Source organism: Zobellia galactanivorans (genome assembly GCF_000973105.1).
Classification (GTDB): domain Bacteria; phylum Bacteroidota; class Bacteroidia; order Flavobacteriales; family Flavobacteriaceae; genus Zobellia; species Zobellia galactanivorans.
Genome location: NC_015844.1, coordinates 1,978,527 through 1,997,078 on the forward strand (window position 1 = coordinate 1,978,527; position 18,552 = coordinate 1,997,078).

Consider the following 18,552-nt stretch of genomic DNA (forward strand, 5'->3'; position numbering starts at 1 on the left):
TATGAAACACTTCTTTAAAGGAATAGCCGCCGTAATGCTCTTATTGGGGCAAGCGGCGGTTGCGCAAAACGGTTCATATTGGCAACAGCACGTGGATTATACCATGGAAGTTGATATGAACGTTGACAACTTTCAATATACCGGTACACAAAAACTGGTCTATACCAACAACTCCCCAGACGAGCTTAGTCGCGTATACTACCACCTGTTTTTCAACGCATTTCAGCCGGGAAGTGAAATGGACATGCGACTACAGAGCATTCCGGATCCCGACGGTAGAATGACCGATGATCAAAAAAAGAGCCGTATTGCCAGCCTAAAGGAAAGTGAAATCGGTTATTTGCACGTAAACTCGCTCACCCAAGACGGTGTTAAAGTCGATTTTGTGGAGGAGGAAACGATTTTAGTGGTCGAATTGGCCCAACCGATACCTCCTGGCGGAAAGACCACCTTTGAAATGGAATTCAAGGGACAGGTTCCGTTACAGGTCCGAAGGGCCGGAAGAAACAGTGCCGAAGGTGTAGCCCTATCTATGAGCCAATGGTATCCGAAATTAGCCGAATACGATTTTGAAGGATGGCATGCCGACCCCTACATTGCACGTGAATTTCACGGCGTTTGGGGCGATTTTGACGTAAAGCTGACCCTAGACAAAAAGTACGTAGTGGGAGGAACTGGCTACCTGCAAAACCCTCAAGAAATCGGTCACGGCTATGAAGCTCCCGGTACCAAAGTGAAAAAACAGAAAGGCAAGACCCTTACATGGCACTTTAAGGCACCGATGGTACACGATTTTATGTGGGCGGCAGACCCCGATTATATACACGATACCCTTCAAGTAGAAAACGGACCTACGCTTCACTTTTTGTACAAAGACAATAAAGAGATTATAGACAACTGGAAAAAACTTCAGCCCAAAACAGCGGAGCTCATGAAGTTTTTCAACAAGAACATAGGCGAATACCCATACGAGCAGTATTCCGTGATACAAGGCGGTGACGGTGGTATGGAGTACGCCATGGCCACATTGATTACCGGTGAAAGAAAATTTGGAAGCTTGGTCGGGGTTACGGCCCATGAAATGGCACACTCCTGGTTTCAACACATCTTGGCCTCCAACGAATCGAAACACGAATGGATGGACGAAGGCTTTACAACCTTTATCTCTTCCTTGGCCATGAACGAAGTCATGCAAGAGAACAAGGAAAATCCTTTTGAAGGTACCTACAAAGGCTATTACAGCTTGGTAAATTCCGGTAAAGAACAACCCCAGACCACCCATGCCGATCGTTACGACCTCAACTTTGCCTACGGAATAGCCGCTTACAGCAAAGGGTCTATTTTCTTATCGCAATTGGGCTATGTTATCGGTCAGGATAAATTGATGGAAACCCTTCGCAAATATTATGAAGATTTCAAGTTCAAGCATCCCACACCCAACGATATCAAACGTACCGCCGAAAAAGTCTCGGGCATGGAACTCGATTGGTATCTAACCGACTGGACACAGACGACCAACACCATAGATTACGGTATTACCGATGTTAAGGACAAGGAGGGCAAAACCGAAGTTTCCCTGGTCCGTAAAGGGGCCATGCCTATGCCTATAGATATCCTAGTGATATATGAAGATGGAACAAAAGAGACCTTTTACGCGCCATTGCGGATGATGCGTGGGGAAAAGGAAAATCCTTATCCACAAATAAACCGAACGGTATTAGAAGATTGGCCATGGGCGCAGTCCAACTACAGCTTCACTTTCGACAAACCGCTTGAAAACGTAAAAGCAGTAGTGATCGACCCTTCACAATTAATGGCCGATATCGACTTGGAAGACAATGTTTGGCAAAAAACGCCATAATATACACTACTTTCCATTTCAAGAATTAAATTTGTAATCGCCCCCTCTTCCCAGGGGGCGACTTTTTAAACATAGGTAGATGTCGAACTTCACTTTCCCAAAAAAAGAAAAGCTGAAAAGCAAAAAGCTTATCGAACGCTTGTTCGCCGAGGGGAAGTCCGTTTCCGTCTATCCGATAAAACTCATATACCTACCCACCCCTTTTAACGATGAAGTCCGTTTTAAGGCCGGTATGGCCGTACCTAAAAAGAACTTTAAAAGTGCCGTGAAACGCAATCGCATCAAGCGCTTATTACGTGAAAGTTACCGTTTGAACAAACCCGACATTCTTAACAATACGGAAGGCTCTTTTGCGTTTTTATTTTTATACCTTGGTAAAGATATGCCTTCATATGCCTCTACCGAGCGAAGCATGAAAGCCTTGCTTCAACGGTTTGTAGCTAAAAATGAATCGTAAAAGGCGTCCAAACAACAAGAATTTATGGGTTTTAAGAACCAAAACCCTCACAAACGACAAGTAACATGAAAAAATTTTTCGGCAAAAAACTGCTGGTTTCCACCTTTGCCGTGCTTATTCTGGTAATAGGTAGTGGGTTTGTAAAAAGTGATTTCTTCGAGATTGCCAAACAAATCGAAATTTTCACTACCCTCTTTAAAGAGCTTAACATGAACTATGTAGACGAGACTAACCCTGCAGAGTTGATGGATACGGCTATAAAGAACATGTTAGACGACCTCGATCCCTACACCAAATTTCTAAACGAACAAGACGTAGAGACATACCGTATCAACAATGCGGGGGAATACTCGGGAATAGGCGCCCTAGTACGCTCGTTCAAAGACCGACTATTGATCATAGAGCCGTATAAGGGCTACCCTGCCGACAAAGCCGGACTCAAGGCCGGTGATGAAATTATCAAGATCGGCGCCATTAAGGTTTCCGATTTTGACGATAACGCCAGCGAGCTTCTAAAAGGGGCCAACAATACTTCGGTCGAAGTTACCTTTAAAAGACAGGGCGAGACCAAGGTGGCCACCATAACACGTGCCGCCGTTGAAGTAGATGCGGTACCCTTCTATAAGATGGTAGATGACAAAACCGGCTATATCGTTCTTTCTAAATTCAACGCCAAGGCTTCAAGCGAAACCAAGGCCGCCCTTTTAGACCTCAAGGGTAAAGGTGCCGAAAAAATTATATTGGACCTTAGGGACAACCCCGGAGGATTGCTTTCCGAAGCCATCAATGTCACCAATCTCTTCGTTGACAAAGGGGAATTGATCGTGACCACCAAATCAAAGGTCAAAAAATTCAATAGGGAATACAAGACGAAGAACAAGCCTGTGGATATGGAAATCCCCTTGGTAGTACTCGTAAACGGAAGTAGTGCCTCGGCGAGTGAAATCGTTTCGGGCGGACTCCAAGATCTTGACCGTGCCGTGATCATGGGAGCCCGTAGCTTTGGAAAAGGCTTGGTACAGCGCCCCTTGAAACTGACCTATGGCACCCAACTAAAGGTCACCATTAGCCGCTATTACACCCCTTCGGGAAGATGCATCCAATCGCTTGATTATTGGAACAGGGACAAGGACGGCAACGCCGTTAAAAAAACCGATATTCATGATTTTACCACCCGAAACGGACGCAAGGTTCAAGATGGTGGCGGTGTACTGCCCGATATTGAAATAGCCGCTACAAAGGCCAACGAATTGACCATGGCCCTCTTGCAAAACAACGTCATCTTCGACTATGCCACTAAATATTTCTACGAGCACCAAGTGAACGATGTAAACACGTTCAAATTTTCCGATAGCGACTATCAGGACTTTAAAAACTTCGTCTCGAAAAGCGATTTTTCCTTTGAGACCAAGACCGAAAAAACCCTGAAGACGGCCATGACCAACCGCGAAGAGGTTATTTTTAACGACGCCATAGAAAACGATTTTAAAAAGCTTTTGCTCGATATTGAAAAAAGCAAGATCACGGCCTTGGAAGACTACCAAAACGAAATAAAGAACAAGCTGGAAGATGAAATCGTCAAACGCTATTTCTACCGCGAAGGTCTTTACGACTATTACCTTAAGAACGATGAGGCCATCTTGGCCGCTACCGAACTTTTGAGTAACGAAAGTAAATATTGGAGCATCTTAAAATAATTGTACTCCAAATCATTCGACCATGGCCTTGAACAAGATCCACCATATTGCGATCATCTGCTCCGACTATCAAAAATCAAAGCATTTTTATGTAGATATTCTAGGCCTGGAGATTCTTAGCGAAGTATTTAGGGAAGCAAGGCAGTCGTACAAATTAGACCTCGCCCTCAATGGGGAGTACATCATTGAACTCTTTTCCTTTCCCGACCCGCCAAAACGTCCTTCTAGGCCCGAGGCCCAAGGTTTGCGCCACTTGGCCTTTGAGGTAGACGATGTTGCCCAGGAAAGTAAAAGGCTGTCAGACCAAGGCATAAGCGTCGAGCCCATCAGAACCGACGAATTTACTGGTCGTAAATTCACCTTCTTTGCCGATCCCGATGGACTTCCCCTTGAACTGTACGAAAAATAATTTCTGAAATATCAGGGTTTCAGGTTCTTGATCTTGATATTCCTGAAATCTATAGGCTGCCCTTCACTCTGTAAGGCAATCATTCCCTCTTTTAACAGCTTACCATCAATTTTTACCTTGGGGTCATAACCCTCTACCGTACCCCCGCCGATCTGAGGTTTTGTATATTCTAAAACAACTTCCCCGTTTATAATGTGCGTTACCAAAGAATCGCCCCTTACGATCAATTCGGCCTTTACCCATTGGTCTCCGTAATAGGTTTTGGAAGAAGAGCTCAAACAGTGGCTCGGGTAGAGTTCGCCCTGATAAACGATTTCAGTGCCCGGCGAGCACATATTGCCCGTTGGCCTTTCTTCGCCCTCATTCACACCACCCAAAAATTGCATCTCAACGGATATGGGCCAGTTCTGCTCCTTTAACATGGTACGCGGATCCTGTGAATGGTACATGACACCACTGTTCATCACGGTAAAAACCGGTGCACCCGGATGCAGCTCACCTACAAAACGATATTCAAGGGAAAGGTGAAAATACGAGTAGGGCTTGTCATAATACAAATGCCCGAACCTATCGTTAAAATCACCGTCGTATTTATCATAACGTACCTTGATCATACCGTCTTCGGCCCGAAAGGTATCACCAAAATTATCGCCGGTTTCGTAATGGTGTATTTTGGTGGTCCATCCATCCAAATTTTTTCCGTTGAACATATCTTCCCAGCCCCCGTCGGTAACCGTTGTTTTAGTAGAGTTACAGGCCATTAGGGCCATACAAGAAATAAAAAGGGCAATTTTAGTGCGATTCATAGTATGCGTATTGAGTAAAATTATATTTGAGATATGAGTTTTAAACTTTAAAGTAGACCTTGTGCTTGTCTAAAAAGTAGGTAATGTACCAAAAGATGTACAGTACAAACAAGGCGTTGATGACCATAATGACTTTTTCTGAAACCCCAATGGGCGCCAACAGGCCTTCCGTCCAAATTGTTCCAAAGCCCCGAAACCATTGTGCCCCTACCGTTTCGGCGAATAGGTAGATAAAAATGGAATTAGTGCCTACTACCGAGAAAATTTTCAGCCAATTATTTTGATATCCTTTTATGTCGATAAGCCAGTAGAAAAGGCTTAGGGTCAAAATGGCGATGCCTCCCGATGCCAAGGTAAAAGAGCTAGTAGCAATACGTTTAACTATCGGTGTGATGCCGACAAAATCCATAGCAAACCCAAGAACCACCAAAACCGCTCCCCAAATCAAAAAAGGTTTGATCTTTTGGGTTGAAGGGATGTGCGACAATAAGACCTTTCCGCAAATAACCCCCCAAATGGTATGTGCCGCCGTCGGTATAAAGTTTACGAACACCCAATAGCCATCATTTACCTGCCCCATGACCAGCATATCGACATACGCACCAAAACTCTCATGGTTCTGCACATAGGGCGCTTCAGGGTTATAAGCGCGATACAACACTTCGGTAAGCACAAGCAACCCCACAGATATGCCTATCTGTGTCTTATTCGAAAGGTTCATTACCGCATAGGCGATCAAGATGGTGAAGGCCAACTGTACCAACACGTTCCACAGTTCCCAAACCAAGGCATGACTGTATACGCAATGCAGGAGCGCCCCGAAGGCGAACAGTAAAAAACAACGCCGTAAAATGTGTTTGGTCACCCCTTTTTTATCTCCCGAGGCCAGTCGTTTTCGCAAAGAGAAGGGCATGGCCACCCCTACGATAAACATAAAAAAGGGCTGGATCAAATCCCAAAACCGGAGTCCGTTCCACGGATGGTGGTGCAATTGATCCGCTAAGCCGGAAAAGGCCGTGCCTTCGGTCAATTCAGAAAAGTTATGGTGAAAACCTGCTGCTTCCGCAATCAATAGAAACATGGTAAGACCTCTAAAAACATCCAAGGAAAAAAGACGCTTCGATACATTTTCGGCTAATTGAGACATAGGCTGGTCGGATCAAGTTAGAATTTCACCCTCAGGGGAATATTTTGCCCTAACGTGATAAATCGGGACTCTTGGGTTGAAATTTGCCCTAATTTAGAAAAAATAATACCATTGTCATTTACTAATTGCTGCTATCTTGCTAAGGTCTAATTTTATATACCTTCATTTTCATGATAAAACCGTTCGCTTATTCGCTGAAAATAGCCTCAGTACTTCCCGTTTTGTTTTCCTTGGTGTCGGTAAACCTACTCTCATCTCAATCGGCCCATACGCTTTGGTTCGACCGACCGGCCGAACATTTTGAGGAAACCTTGGTTCTGGGCAACGGAAAGGCCGGTGCTTCTATCTTTGGAGGTGTTGCCACAGATTCCATTTATTTGAACGATGCCACCCTGTGGAGCGGCGAACCCGTAGACCCGTATATGAATCCGGAAGCGTACAAAAACCTTCCCGCCATTCGCGAGGCCCTAAAAAACGAGAATTACAAACTGGCAGATTCCTTGCAAAGCAAATTACAGGGGAGTTTCTCACAATCATACATGCCCTTGGGTACGGTATACCTCAATTTTGAACACAAAAACCAGCCCCAATCCTATCACCGCCAGCTTGAACTCGAAAAAGCACTGTCTACGGTGACCTACAAGGTCGATGGCGTCACTTTTACGCGCGAATACTTTATTTCACATGCCGACCAAGCCATGGTCATTCGGCTAAAGAGCAGTAAAAAAGGGGCCCTTAATTTTAATATCGGATTCAACAGTTTGCTCAAATATGAGCTTGCCACCAATGGCCCTACCTTAGAAGTGAACGGCTATGCCCCCTATCACGTAGAGCCCAGTTATCGCGGAAAAATGCCCAATCCGGTGCAATTTGACCCGAATAGGGGCACGCGTTTTACCTCACTCTTCAGAATAAAGCACACTGATGGAAAACTCATCGGCACGGACAATACGGTAGCCCTAAAAGACGCCACCGAAGCTGTTGTTTATGTTTCCATAGCCACGAGTTTTAACGGATTTGACAAAAACCCGGCCACCGAAGGTCTCGACCATAAAGCAATGGCAAGTTCACAACTCTCCAAAGCTAGTTCAAAGCCCTTTGACGCCTTGTTTGAAGCCCACCTGAAAGACCATCAAAAATACTTTAACCGGGTGCATTTAGACCTTGGAAAAAGCACTGCGGAAGACTTGCCTACCGACGAGCGCCTAAAACGCTACGCAAAAGGGGAGGAAGACAAAAATCTTGAAGTGCTCTATTTTCAATATGGACGGTATTTGTTGATTTCCAGCTCTAGAACACCGAATGTACCTGCCAATTTACAAGGGATTTGGAACCCCTACATCAGACCGCCATGGAGCAGTAACTACACCCTCAATATCAATGCCGAGGAAAACTATTGGTTGGCCGAAAATGCCAATCTTTCCGAAATGCACCAGCCTATGCTGGGCTTTATAGAAAATATAGCCCAAACAGGGAAAATTACCGCGAAGACCTTTTACGGTGCCGGTGGATGGGCCGCATGCCATAATTCGGATATTTGGGCGATGAGCAACCCTGTGGGCGATTTTGGTCAAGGCGGAATCAACTGGGCCAATTGGAATATGGGCGGAACATGGTTAAGCTCGCATTTATGGGAACACTACACTTTTTCCCAAGACTTGGATTTTCTAAAAAACAGAGCTTATCCCCTCCTGAAGGGAGCTGCTGAATTTTGTTTGGAGTGGCTCGTAGAAGATAAAGATGGAAACTTGGTGACTTCGCCCGGAACATCACCAGAAAATAAGTTCATCACCCCAGACGGATATCAAGGCGCTACCTTGTACGGTTCCACATCGGACCTTGCCATGATCAGGGAATGCTTTCAACAGACCATAGCCGCCTCTGAAACCTTAAAAACCGACGCAGCGTTCAGGACCCAGCTGGAAAAGGCCCTGGCCAAGCTCTATCCCTATCAAGTGGGAAAAAAAGGTAATTTACAGGAATGGTACCACGATTGGGAAGACGTAGACCCCAAGCATCGCCATCAATCACACTTGTACGGCCTTTACCCAGGGCATCATATCAGTCCGGAAAAAACTCCCGAATTAGCGGATGCTACAAGGACCACTTTGAACATTAAGGGCGACGAAACTACGGGGTGGTCAAAAGGATGGCGTATTAATCTTTGGGCCCGCTTGCTCGACGGAAACCGTGCATACAAACAATATCGTGAGCTGCTACGTTATGTGGCCCCAGATGGTGTAAGGGCTTCCTATGAAAAAGGAGGCGGAACTTATCCGAACCTGTTTGATGCACACCCCCCTTTCCAAATCGACGGGAATTTTGGTGGTGCCGCTGCTGTAGTGGAAATGTTGGTACAGTCCACTTTGCAAGAGATTCGCCTTTTACCCGCTTTGCCCGATGTTTGGGCCAATGGTTCCGTCGAGGGCTTGAAAGCGCGTGGAAATTTTGAAGTGGCCATTACTTGGAACAACAAAGTGCCTACCCAGGTAAAAATACATTCCGTTACCGGAGGGTCTACTGTTTTAAAGCACGGCACAAAGCAGAAGAAACTTACTTTAAAACCCAATGAAACCGTAGAATTCAATTGGTAACAATCTAGTTTTCAGTTTTTGACTACATTTAGGGGAGCTATACTTTCTTCTAGATGTCTTTAAAAAAATTAGTTTTACCCGTGTTGTGCACTGTTTTGGGAAGCGTGCTTTTCAGTTGTCGATCAGACACCGAAAAAGGGCAGGCCCATAAGGCCTATACGACTTGGTCGTCGTATCTGGGCGACCCGGGTCGTAGCCACTACACTACGCTATCCCAAATAAACAAGGAAAATGTCAAAGACCTAAAAGTGGCCTGGACCTATGAAGCCAAGGATTGGGGCCAGATGCAGATGAACCCCTTGGTCGTAGACAGTATCTTGTACGGGGTTACCGCAGCGCTACGGGTAGTGGCCCTAAATGCCGAAACAGGCAAGGAAATTTGGCAGTTTGGCGATTCCATACAAGTGTGGCACTCTACCAGCAGGGGGGTGTCGTATTGGGAAGAGGGCGATGACAAACGGATCCTTTGTACCCGCGGACCCCATCTCTATGCCTTGGATGCCCTTACGGGAAAGCCCGTACCCACTTTTGGCGATAAGGGCAAAATCGACCTGCGTTCGGGAATGCCCGAAAGCGCACGGGAAAAGTTTGTAATATCCAACACCCCCGGAAGCATCTTCAAAAACCTTATTGTAATGCCGCTTCGGCTCTCCGAAGGCGCTGGGGCCGCTCCGGGAAACCTTATGGCCTTCAACGTAATTACAGGGGCCGTGGAATGGGTTTTCCATACCATTCCGCATCCTGGGGAGGAAGGCTATGATACTTGGGAAGAAAACGCCTATCGAAGCGACGAGGTCGGTGCGGCAAATAATTGGGCCGGTATGGCCGTAGACAAGGAACTCGAAATTATCTATGCCCCTATAGGTTCCGCCGCCCCCGATTTTTACGGGGGAGCCCGCAAAGGAAGTAACCTCTATTCCGACTGCCTGCTCGCCTTGGATGCAAATACGGGCCAAAGGCTATGGCACTTTCAATTTACCCATCACGACCTCTGGGACCGCGACCCCCCTGCCCCGCCCAATCTTTTAACGGTAGAGCGGGAAGGGAAAAAAATTGCCGCCGTCGCCCAAGTGACCAAACAAGGCTATGTGTACGTATTTGACCGAAAAACGGGCGAACCCCTTTTTGATATCGAAGAAGTGCCTGTACCGGCCTCCACTTTGAAAGGAGAAGAAGCATGGCCTAGCCAACCCATACCCGTAAAACCAAAACCCTTTGCACGACAATCTACCGACATCACCGAAAACAATGTGAGTCCCTATGCCGAAAACCCCGATTCGCTCAGGGCCATTTTACGGAAACTGGACAAGCGCATCTATGCCCCGCCAAGTTTGGAGCCCACCTTGCTCTTGCCCGGTTACGACGGAGCGGCGGAATGGGGCGGAACGGCGGCAGACCCCGAAGAAGGGATTATTTACGTGAATTCAAACGAGATGCCCTGGATCATGCAAATGGGCCTAAACGACACCAAGCTAGAAACCCTGCCCTTGGGCGAGGCTACCTATACCCAATATTGCGTAAGCTGCCATCAAGAAGATAGAAAGGGACTGGCCGCGAGCGGATTTCCTTCATTGGTAGATATTGAACTCCGTAAATCGGCAGATGAGGTTGCTTCGATTATTACCCATGGTAAAGGTATGATGACGGGTTTTCCCCAATTGATGCCAAAGGAAAAAGACGCCCTTATCCGTTTTTTGTTCAACCAGGAAATCAAACATAACCTTGCGGAAAACACGAATGCCGAAAAAGGATACCGCACGCCCTACAAACATATGGGCTACAACAAATTTTTGGATAAAAACGGCCTGCCGGCCCTAAATCCCCCATGGGGAAGCATGCACGCCATCGATTTAAATACCGGAGAGTATATATGGTCCATTGCCTTAGGCGAATCTCCCGAACTCCTAAAAAAAGGCATCACCGGGACAGGGACCGAGAACTACGGCGGGCCCGTGGTTACGGAAAACGGACTCCTATTTATAGCCGCTACGCGCGATGGTTATTTTAGGGTTTTCGACAAACATACGGGCGTCAAGTTATGGGAATACCAACTGCCCGCCCCGGCCTTTGCCACCCCGGCGATGTACGAAGTAAACGGAAAACAATTTATTGCCCTGGCCTGTGGGGGCGAAAAATTGGGAACGAAAAAGGGAAATACGATCATCGCTTTTGCCTTGGAGTAATATCCGGGGTATGACGTCCCCTTTGAAAGACGAGAAATTATACGGATGTGCCACAAGCCTGAAGCTTGCTCCAACGGCGCAAATCAATCGATAGTATTAACTTAGCGGCGTGGATAAGCACCTAAAGGAACATATCGCGTATTTGCTCTGTGTGAATATTGACCGGATTCAATCCGTTTCCGGAGGTGATATTTCAGAGGCCTATCTCCTAGAAACCGAAACGGAGCGTTTCTTTTGTAAAATCAATCATGGGAAAAACGGTTATGAGCTGTTCAAGGCCGAAAAATTGGGCTTGGAGGCTATTGCCCAATCCAAAACCATAGGCGTACCGAAGATTCTACTCTGTGAGTCCCTTGAAAAAGGCGGGTTTTTGGTAATGGACTATATCGAACCCAAACGCCCCACAGAAACCGACTTTGAACTTTTGGGCCATCAACTGGCGGCCCTACATCACCATACGACCCAAAACGAATTTGGATTTTCTACCGACAACTTTATCGGCAACCTCATCCAATCTAATTCAAACCACATGCAATGGGGCGAATTTTATGTGCAGGAACGACTTATGCCCCAATTGCAACTGGCAAAAGAAATGGGTAAGCTAAATGATGGCGAAATCCCTACGGAAGACAAGCTGCTACAATCTTGTCAAAATCTATTTCCAAACGCAAAACCTTCTTTGCTACATGGTGATTTATGGAGCGGAAATTACTTGATCTCACAAAACGGAACTCCCTATTTAATAGATCCGGCGGTGTATTACGGCCATCACGAAGTAGATTTGGCCATGACCCGGCTCTTTGGAGGTTTTGGCCCTTCTTTCTATAGTGCCTATCAAGAACATTTTAGGCCTGTAGGCCATGAAAACGAAAGGAACGACCTCTACCAACTCTACTATCTCTTAGTACACCTCAACCTTTTTGGAAGCTCGTACAAAGCCTCCGTTACGCAAATATTGCAGCGGTATTTTAAATAAATCCCCCCTTTGAAAAGGAGTGCCCGAAGGGCGGAGGATGTTTCTTTACAGCCGAAAAGATAAAAATATGGGGAGTGAATATTGAGTAAATACATGGCGAACGTAAAAGGAGCTTTGGGCAATACATTCGGAGGTAGTATAACATCCCGCAAAGATTCTGTTGTTTAAGAGAGTAACACCACTACTACCCCGCCAAAAACACAGAAAAGATTCGGTCAACCAATAATCGATAAGACGTTTTTCCTAAAGAAAAAGGCTTCTGAATTTGTATTTTGACGAATACAGTTATAATTCATCTTAGTTTAAATAGGAAAACTGTACTTTAAATTCAGAAAATAAAGAGATAAATTAATGAGTTTTCTTGCTAAACTATTTATCAACAGTCGGATAATTAATGTATTGGATACGAATATACAGTTTTACCAACAAGTTGATTCCGATAATTTTAAACCTGCATCCTTGCCAATGGGAGGGGTATTCAGCCTTACGATAGAAGCTGACGGCGCCACAGATCTCTTAGGTCTTGCCCTTTCACCCGACACCATGTGTGAGGGGTATATACGTTTTTACAAAAGGGGTGGTATGGCCAAGTTGGTGGATTATGAATTTTTTGACACGTATATAGTAAACTATCGACGAAATTATGATGGAACTTGCGGTAAGGTTACCACTGATCAATATGTTTTTTCTCCTGGAATCCTGCGTATTGGAGATATGGTCTTCGAAAAATGGTGGAAATTATCTGATTTGGCAATAAAAGACGAGCAGGTTCAAATTGCCGAACCAAAGACGGTACCCACCATTAAAGATTACTATATAACGGATAAAGATGGTAATCGCATAGAGAAGTCAAGGATAGGGGAAACGATTACCTTGAATATAATTACCCAAGATATGATTGGGGAAACCATGACGATTGGTTTGAACGACCCTACTGTAGATTTTATGTATAAAGGAGTGGTTTTAGAGAACGATACATTAAAAGATTTGACCATTTCAAAAAATAAAGAAAAAATCGAATTGGAAGTAGTAAGACAAAAGCTAAAGTAATGGGAAAGAATTCGTTTAAGCTAGAAGTAATGGGCCAAACCAAAACTTTGGACGTTATAGTGAATGATATAAGATTCTTTGCGATCTTAGAAAGACCGGATGACTATTCTGGAGAATTTGGTTTTGATTGGATGCGTTCAGATTATAAAAATAGTTGCGCCGATTATGATAAGTTGAAGAATGAATATACGCCTACTGAAATTGAGGGCGAGGAATATTTCGTGCCTTGGTTGAGTATGTTTCCCAATCAAGAAGGTGTTAAGCTTAAACTTGTTCTGATCGAACCGGAAAACCATACTAACATAGGTACGCCTACAGAAGACGATATTATAAAGTTCAAGGCAAAAAGTGGTATCCGATTTGAGCCTGAACAAATGACCTTACAGGATACCAAAGATAACGATGTTATCACTGTCTTTTGTGATCAGCCCTTAACTAATGACGTAAGTATAGACATTTTAAACAGGGATGATGAAATTGTTGGTAAATTGAATGTTTATAAAAATGCGCACCATAAAAAATTGCATTTTAATATTACTCCAGTGCGTGTATTAAGAAAAGGAATAGCTGCTAACGACGCCAAAACTATAGAGGACACAATAGATGGTGTAAATGGCTTTGGGAATAAGAATAGTAACATAGAAGGCGATTTACAAAATTTGGAAACATATCTAAACAAGCGATCGTTGAACCAAGCCCTATTACAATGTACCATTGGCAAAGTTTATGATATAGTCATCGATGAAAATAAATGGATAGCCGATGACCTTATTTTAGATGAAGGGTGCATATTTAAAGGAGATGCTGTTCTTGATAAATTGTTTGAAGAATTTCAAAAACAACACCCTAATAAAGCGAACAAAAAGGATATGGTCGTTTTCTTAAATCCATTAAAAAAAGAAGATGCAGGCGGAGAAGGCAATTTAAGGGATGTGGATGCCAGACAGCTGGCTATTTATCTCTCAAATTTAAATTCTCTTACTACTTTTGCGCATGAAATTGCCCACGTTGCTGGCTTAGAGCATTCTTTTAAAGGGAGTGATGATGTTCCTGAAACTGATATTCATGCAATGAATGAATACATTATAGCTGTTGATAATCAAATGAATTCTATGTTAGCAAACAACGATCCTAAAAATGAAATATCGGAGCTATGGCGATATTATCAGGAAGATTATGCTAAGTATCGAGGCTATTTAAATTCGCACTATCGAAACCCTTATAAATTTGATAAGAAAAGTACTGAAAATCTGATGGACTATTCAGATGACCGTATAAGCTTTTGGAAGTTTCAATGGAAGGTATTGCAGGAAGAAGTCTTAAAGTTTTACGCTAATCCATAAATATGAGATATTTATTACTTGTTTATTTCAGTACAATGACGTTGTTGTCTGCCCAAAAAAAAATGGAACCAATAACTACTCCTATCGGTTCCCTCGATATAATTGCAAAAAATGTTGATGGTAAATTGAAATATTGTTCCCCAAAAGGAAAGGCTCTAGGGGGGAAATATTCTATATCGATTCGAAAAGAAAAAGAGAGAAAGCAAGATTATGACGGGGAAGGAAATGATATTCCCAACACTCCTTTCAAAGGGCTGAAAACCGATTTTAATCAACTCGGGTCTTTTGTAAAAGGTTATAAAAATGGTCTTTGGAAAACCACCTTCAAGAATAAATTGATAAAGACCGAAAACTTCAAGAATGGCCTTTTGTTCGGAGTATATAAGGTTTATGATACCAATGGAAACATGCTCTATAATACCAATTTTGGACTAAACGGGGATGGCAGATTTAAAGATTTCTATTATAAATCAGGCATTCTAAGGGAAGAAGGGAGTTATAAAAACGGTAAAAAGGAAGGGGAATGGTGTTACTATGATGAAACAGGGCAATCAAAAACCGTTAAGCACTATAAAGAAGGTGTTCTACAAGAAAAGTAAATTGTCCCCGCTAGCACGAACATCATGCCCGTGTTAAGTAAAAAACACCCCTTTGAAGGCAGTTCCCGAAGGGCGGGTATGTTCTTTTGAAGACGAATAGACAAAACCATGGGGAGTGTTAAACACATCACCAAGAGAATATTAAGAAAGAACCCGCTATTTTAGGCAAGGGTTTCGCTACGAACGTAAATTATTTTTTCAATCCCTATTTTTTCTTAATTTCTTAATTTCCGTAATATTTTAATATCTACATTAGCATCTTTTTTTGGGTGGCCTATTATGTATTTAAAAGGGTCGAAAAAAAGTAATTAAAATCTATAAACTGTAGAATGAAAAAGTATATATCACTTCTGTCTTTATTTGTAATTGTGGTTTTATCAGTGGCTTGTAACAAAGATGATGATCATGAAGAGGCCTTACGAAGCACAGTATATCAACTTGAAGCCACGGAAGGTTTCAATGTTACCGGTACAGTAACCTTTACGGAAGGAGATGATGGCACGACAAACGTATTGGTAAAATTAGTCGATTCCAATACGGATGAACATCCTGCTTACATTAGGTACAGTAGTGGTGATGAAAAAGATAATATTGCTATCACGCTCAAAAAATGTACGTGTTCCGTTGGAGAAACCGTTGTTTCAAAATTAGATAACGGAGAACCTATTGATTATGATGGACTGCTCCAATTGGACGCTTATGTAAGTATTCATCAGAGCCTTGAAGATATGGAAACCATTGTTTCTACCGTTAAAATTGGGACGGGCCATTAAGCTTCTATTTCATACCTGCTCATACCGCCCGCTAAGGTATGCCTCATACTGGTGCTAAGTAAAACCATCCATAGCCATTGGCACAAGCATGACGCTTGCGCCAGCATCATGCTCGTGCCCATAACGAACATTAATCCTTAAAAACAGGGTTTTTAACCAAACTAATTAAGGCATCATCATTTTCCTTTAAGATGCGTTTTGAGCGTAGATAACGGTCGTGGTTGAACTCGTCATAGTTATCGGCATTTTTATCCATACTGCTAATGCGTACCATCTCCGAGGCGTGAATAAATTCATTATTGCCGATCCACATACCTACATGTACTACTTTTTCAGGGGACGAATCCGTTGCTTTTTTTCCAAAGAACAACAAATCGCCTTTTTGTAGCTTATCAAAATTCTTTACAGAATCAACGGCTTTACCTGTATGTACCTGCTGTGAAGCATCTCTGGGAATGACCATTCCGTTAAGGAAAAAGATAGTTTTGGTAAAACCGCTACAGTCCATTCCCTTAGTCGAGGTCCCTCCCCATAAATACGGCACCCCCATTAGGGTTTTTGAGGTGGCGACAAGGCTTTCTTGGGTAGGTTCCAACTTTTCCAACCAGCTTTGGTACGGTTCCGATTCTTCTTTGCTTACAAAAGCTTTTCTTCCATCGGGATATTGCACTTCAAAAAATTCTTCGGTCTCCCCTATCATTTCCAAAATATCACCGGCAACCAAGTCGGAAACCCGTTGTCCCTCCTCGGCATCCTGATACGAATATCCTGCCGTTGCGGTATAAATAAGTTTGTCCTTGCTTTTCCAGTTTTCAGCCTGGCTTTTATCCATCAAAACAATTCCCCCTGCATCGACCCAAGACAGATATTTATCGGGAGTTTGAATATAATACCAGTCATCGTCTTTCTTAAAAACCTTTACCGGGGTACCCAAGGTAGCCTGTGTGGCCAATTCTGCAGAATGTTTGGGCTTGCTCCTAAGATTGGCCACCGAGATATTGACAACGGCCCATGTCTTTTTCCCGAGTTCCTTTGAAGGCAATATTTCTATGGCATCGGTATAGGTAATGTTTTCTGCCTTTAAGGTGGCCCTTAATTTCCCTATAGCTTCCGGCAGGTTGCTTTCCCCTTTTAATATATATTTTTCGGTATCGGTAAAAACGTGTACATCAAAAAGTGCGGTTCTTTTATCCGGTGCATATTCCTCCCGTATTTCGGAAATGGTCTTTAAAAGTTTGGCTTCCTTCTTGCTTTTTTCGGTACAGGAAACCAAAAACAATACTAAAAAACCAATGATCAAACCACCTATCTTATATCCCTTCATTCTTAAATTTATTATCATTTTTTCGTTGCATTAGAGGCTATTTTGAAACAGTCTCTTCGTGAAATTATGTAATTTTATCGCAAATGAGCAAACTCAAGGCAATAGAACTTTTTGCAGGGGTCGGGGGATTCCGCCTCGGACTCGAAAAAACCGGACAATACGAGGTGGTCTGGAGCAACCAATGGGAACCTTCTACAAAAACGCAACATGCCTCTATCGTTTATGAGGCCCGCTTCGGTAAGGCGAACCATTGCAACAAAGATATAGCCGAAGTACCTACCGACGCCATTCCCGATGCCGACCTTTTGGTAGGTGGTTTTCCCTGCCAAGATTACTCGGTAGCGACCACTTTACAAAATTCTAAAGGGCTGATCGGTAAAAAAGGGGTCCTCTGGTGGAGCATACACCGCATATTGTCTGAAAAGAAAAACCCACCCAAGTACTTATTTCTTGAAAATGTAGACCGCCTGTTAAAATCACCTTCCGCCCAACGTGGCCGTGATTTTGCCATTATGTTGAAAAGTTTGGACGACCTGGGCTATGCCGTCGAATGGCGCGTGATAAACGCTGCGGATTATGGTATGCCCCAACGCCGTAGACGTATTTTTTTCTTGGGCTACCACAAATCAACCCCCCTTTATAATGCCCTCAAAAAATCGGATGCCGCCGATTGGGTACATACATCGGGAACGATGCCTGCTGCTTTTCCCGTTCAACAAACGGTACAAAAGCCCACTTCCTTCGAAATCGAGGGAGATTTGGTACATATTTCGGAGAATTTTAATTTGGGAGAAGGACTTTCCCCTTTTCAAAACTCTGGGGTATTTATCGACGGAAAGGTCTTTACCGTAAAAACGGCACCTAGCTACGATGGCAAACGTACCGTTTTGGGCGATGTGCTTCAAAACGGGGAAGTCACCGAAGCCTTTTTCATTCCCGAAGAGGACTATCCTAAATGGGAATACTTAAAAGGGGCCAAAAAGGAAGTACGAACGGCCAAATCAGGTTTTACTTATAACTACAGCGAAGGGGGAATGATATTTCCCGATGCATTGGACAATGCTTCAAGGACGATCATTACCGGAGAGGGCGGAAAATCGCCTTCTCGTTTCAAGCATGTGGTACAGACCAAAAAGGGATTGAGACGCTTAACGCCCATAGAACTCGAACGCCTGAATATGTTTCCTGACAATCACACCCTTTTAGAGGGCATAAGCGATACCAAACGGGCTTTTTTTATGGGCAATGCCCTGGTTGTCGGCGTTGTTGAAAAAATAGCCGAAGCCCTAGCGGATAAAATTGAAGTTTAATCCCTTAAAAATTACATCCATCA

Annotated in this window: 15 protein-coding genes; 12 read left to right on the plus strand and 3 right to left on the minus strand. The window is 43.8% G+C overall.

What is annotated here, in order from left to right:
• Position 1: 1 nt before the first annotated feature.
• The 4 genes from ZOBGAL_RS07950 to gloA2 all read left to right on the plus strand — a co-directional run bounded on the left by ZOBGAL_RS07950 (position 2) and on the right by gloA2 (position 4,424).
• Positions 2-1,861 (plus strand): M1 family metallopeptidase, encoded by a 1,860-nt coding sequence (locus ZOBGAL_RS07950; RefSeq protein ID WP_013993041.1) that lies wholly within the window; start codon positions 2-4, stop codon positions 1,859-1,861.
• 79 nt (positions 1,862-1,940) lie between these two features.
• The gene (gene rnpA / locus ZOBGAL_RS07955; protein WP_013993042.1) at positions 1,941-2,318 is read left to right on the plus strand and encodes a ribonuclease P protein component; all 378 of its coding nucleotides are present in this window, start codon (positions 1,941-1,943) and stop codon (positions 2,316-2,318) included.
• Between the two features lie 65 nt (positions 2,319-2,383).
• The gene (locus tag ZOBGAL_RS07960) at positions 2,384-4,015 is read left to right on the plus strand and encodes a S41 family peptidase (protein WP_013993043.1); all 1,632 of its coding nucleotides are present in this window, start codon (positions 2,384-2,386) and stop codon (positions 4,013-4,015) included.
• Between the two features lie 22 nt (positions 4,016-4,037).
• Complete coding sequence (gene gloA2, locus ZOBGAL_RS07965; protein WP_013993044.1) at positions 4,038-4,424, plus strand: SMU1112c/YaeR family gloxylase I-like metalloprotein; 387 nt, start codon at positions 4,038-4,040, stop codon at positions 4,422-4,424.
• A gap of 11 nt (positions 4,425-4,435) precedes the next feature.
• On the opposite strand, the gene ZOBGAL_RS07970 is transcribed toward gloA2, so the two are convergent.
• Together ZOBGAL_RS07970 and ZOBGAL_RS07975 are read right to left on the minus strand one after the other, a co-directional pair.
• Complete coding sequence (locus ZOBGAL_RS07970) at positions 4,436-5,230, minus strand: 3-keto-disaccharide hydrolase (protein ID WP_013993045.1); 795 nt, start codon at positions 5,228-5,230, stop codon at positions 4,436-4,438.
• Positions 5,231-5,270: 40 nt separating this feature from the next.
• Positions 5,271-6,377, minus strand: a complete 1,107-nt coding sequence (locus ZOBGAL_RS07975; protein WP_046287407.1) for an acyltransferase family protein — start codon at positions 6,375-6,377, stop codon at positions 5,271-5,273.
• Between the two features lie 170 nt (positions 6,378-6,547).
• Between ZOBGAL_RS07975 and ZOBGAL_RS07980 the strand changes: the two genes are divergently transcribed.
• From ZOBGAL_RS07980 to ZOBGAL_RS08015, 7 genes are all read left to right on the plus strand, one after another.
• Entirely contained in the window at positions 6,548-8,971 is a 2,424-nt protein-coding gene (locus ZOBGAL_RS07980) for a glycoside hydrolase family 95 protein (protein WP_013993047.1), read from the plus strand.
• Between the two features lie 53 nt (positions 8,972-9,024).
• Positions 9,025-11,154: an outer membrane protein assembly factor BamB family protein gene (locus tag ZOBGAL_RS07985; protein WP_013993048.1), complete on the plus strand. Its 2,130-nt coding sequence runs from the start codon at positions 9,025-9,027 to the stop codon at positions 11,152-11,154.
• Between the two features lie 109 nt (positions 11,155-11,263).
• Positions 11,264-12,130: a fructosamine kinase family protein gene (locus ZOBGAL_RS07990; RefSeq protein ID WP_013993049.1), complete on the plus strand. Its 867-nt coding sequence runs from the start codon at positions 11,264-11,266 to the stop codon at positions 12,128-12,130.
• 351 nt (positions 12,131-12,481) lie between these two features.
• On the plus strand, positions 12,482-13,180 hold the full coding sequence (tssD, locus tag ZOBGAL_RS22645) for a type VI secretion system tube protein TssD (RefSeq protein ID WP_013993050.1): 699 nt from the start codon (positions 12,482-12,484) through the stop codon (positions 13,178-13,180).
• A complete protein-coding gene (locus tag ZOBGAL_RS08005; protein WP_013993051.1) occupies positions 13,180-14,523 on the plus strand; it encodes a zinc metalloprotease in 1,344 nt (447 codons plus the stop codon). The genes tssD and ZOBGAL_RS08005 overlap by 1 nt, the downstream gene beginning before the upstream one ends.
• Positions 14,524-14,585: 62 nt before the next feature.
• Positions 14,586-15,122 (plus strand): toxin-antitoxin system YwqK family antitoxin, encoded by a 537-nt coding sequence (locus ZOBGAL_RS22650; protein ID WP_148560696.1) that lies wholly within the window; start codon positions 14,586-14,588, stop codon positions 15,120-15,122.
• Positions 15,123-15,490: 368 nt separating this feature from the next.
• Entirely contained in the window at positions 15,491-15,895 is a 405-nt protein-coding gene (locus ZOBGAL_RS08015) for a hypothetical protein (RefSeq protein WP_123772326.1), read from the plus strand.
• 130 nt (positions 15,896-16,025) lie between these two features.
• On the opposite strand, the gene ZOBGAL_RS08020 is transcribed toward ZOBGAL_RS08015, so the two are convergent.
• Positions 16,026-17,219, minus strand: coding sequence for a C40 family peptidase (locus tag ZOBGAL_RS08020; protein WP_013993054.1), 1,194 nt, complete (start codon positions 17,217-17,219; stop codon positions 16,026-16,028).
• 83 nt (positions 17,220-17,302) lie between these two features.
• Between ZOBGAL_RS08020 and dcm the strand changes: the two genes are divergently transcribed.
• Positions 17,303-18,529 carry a DNA (cytosine-5-)-methyltransferase gene (gene dcm, locus ZOBGAL_RS08025; protein ID WP_013993055.1) on the plus strand — a complete coding sequence of 409 codons (1,227 nt, stop codon included), beginning with the start codon at positions 17,303-17,305 and terminating at the stop codon, positions 18,527-18,529.
• The last annotated feature ends 23 nt before the right edge of the window (positions 18,530-18,552 follow it).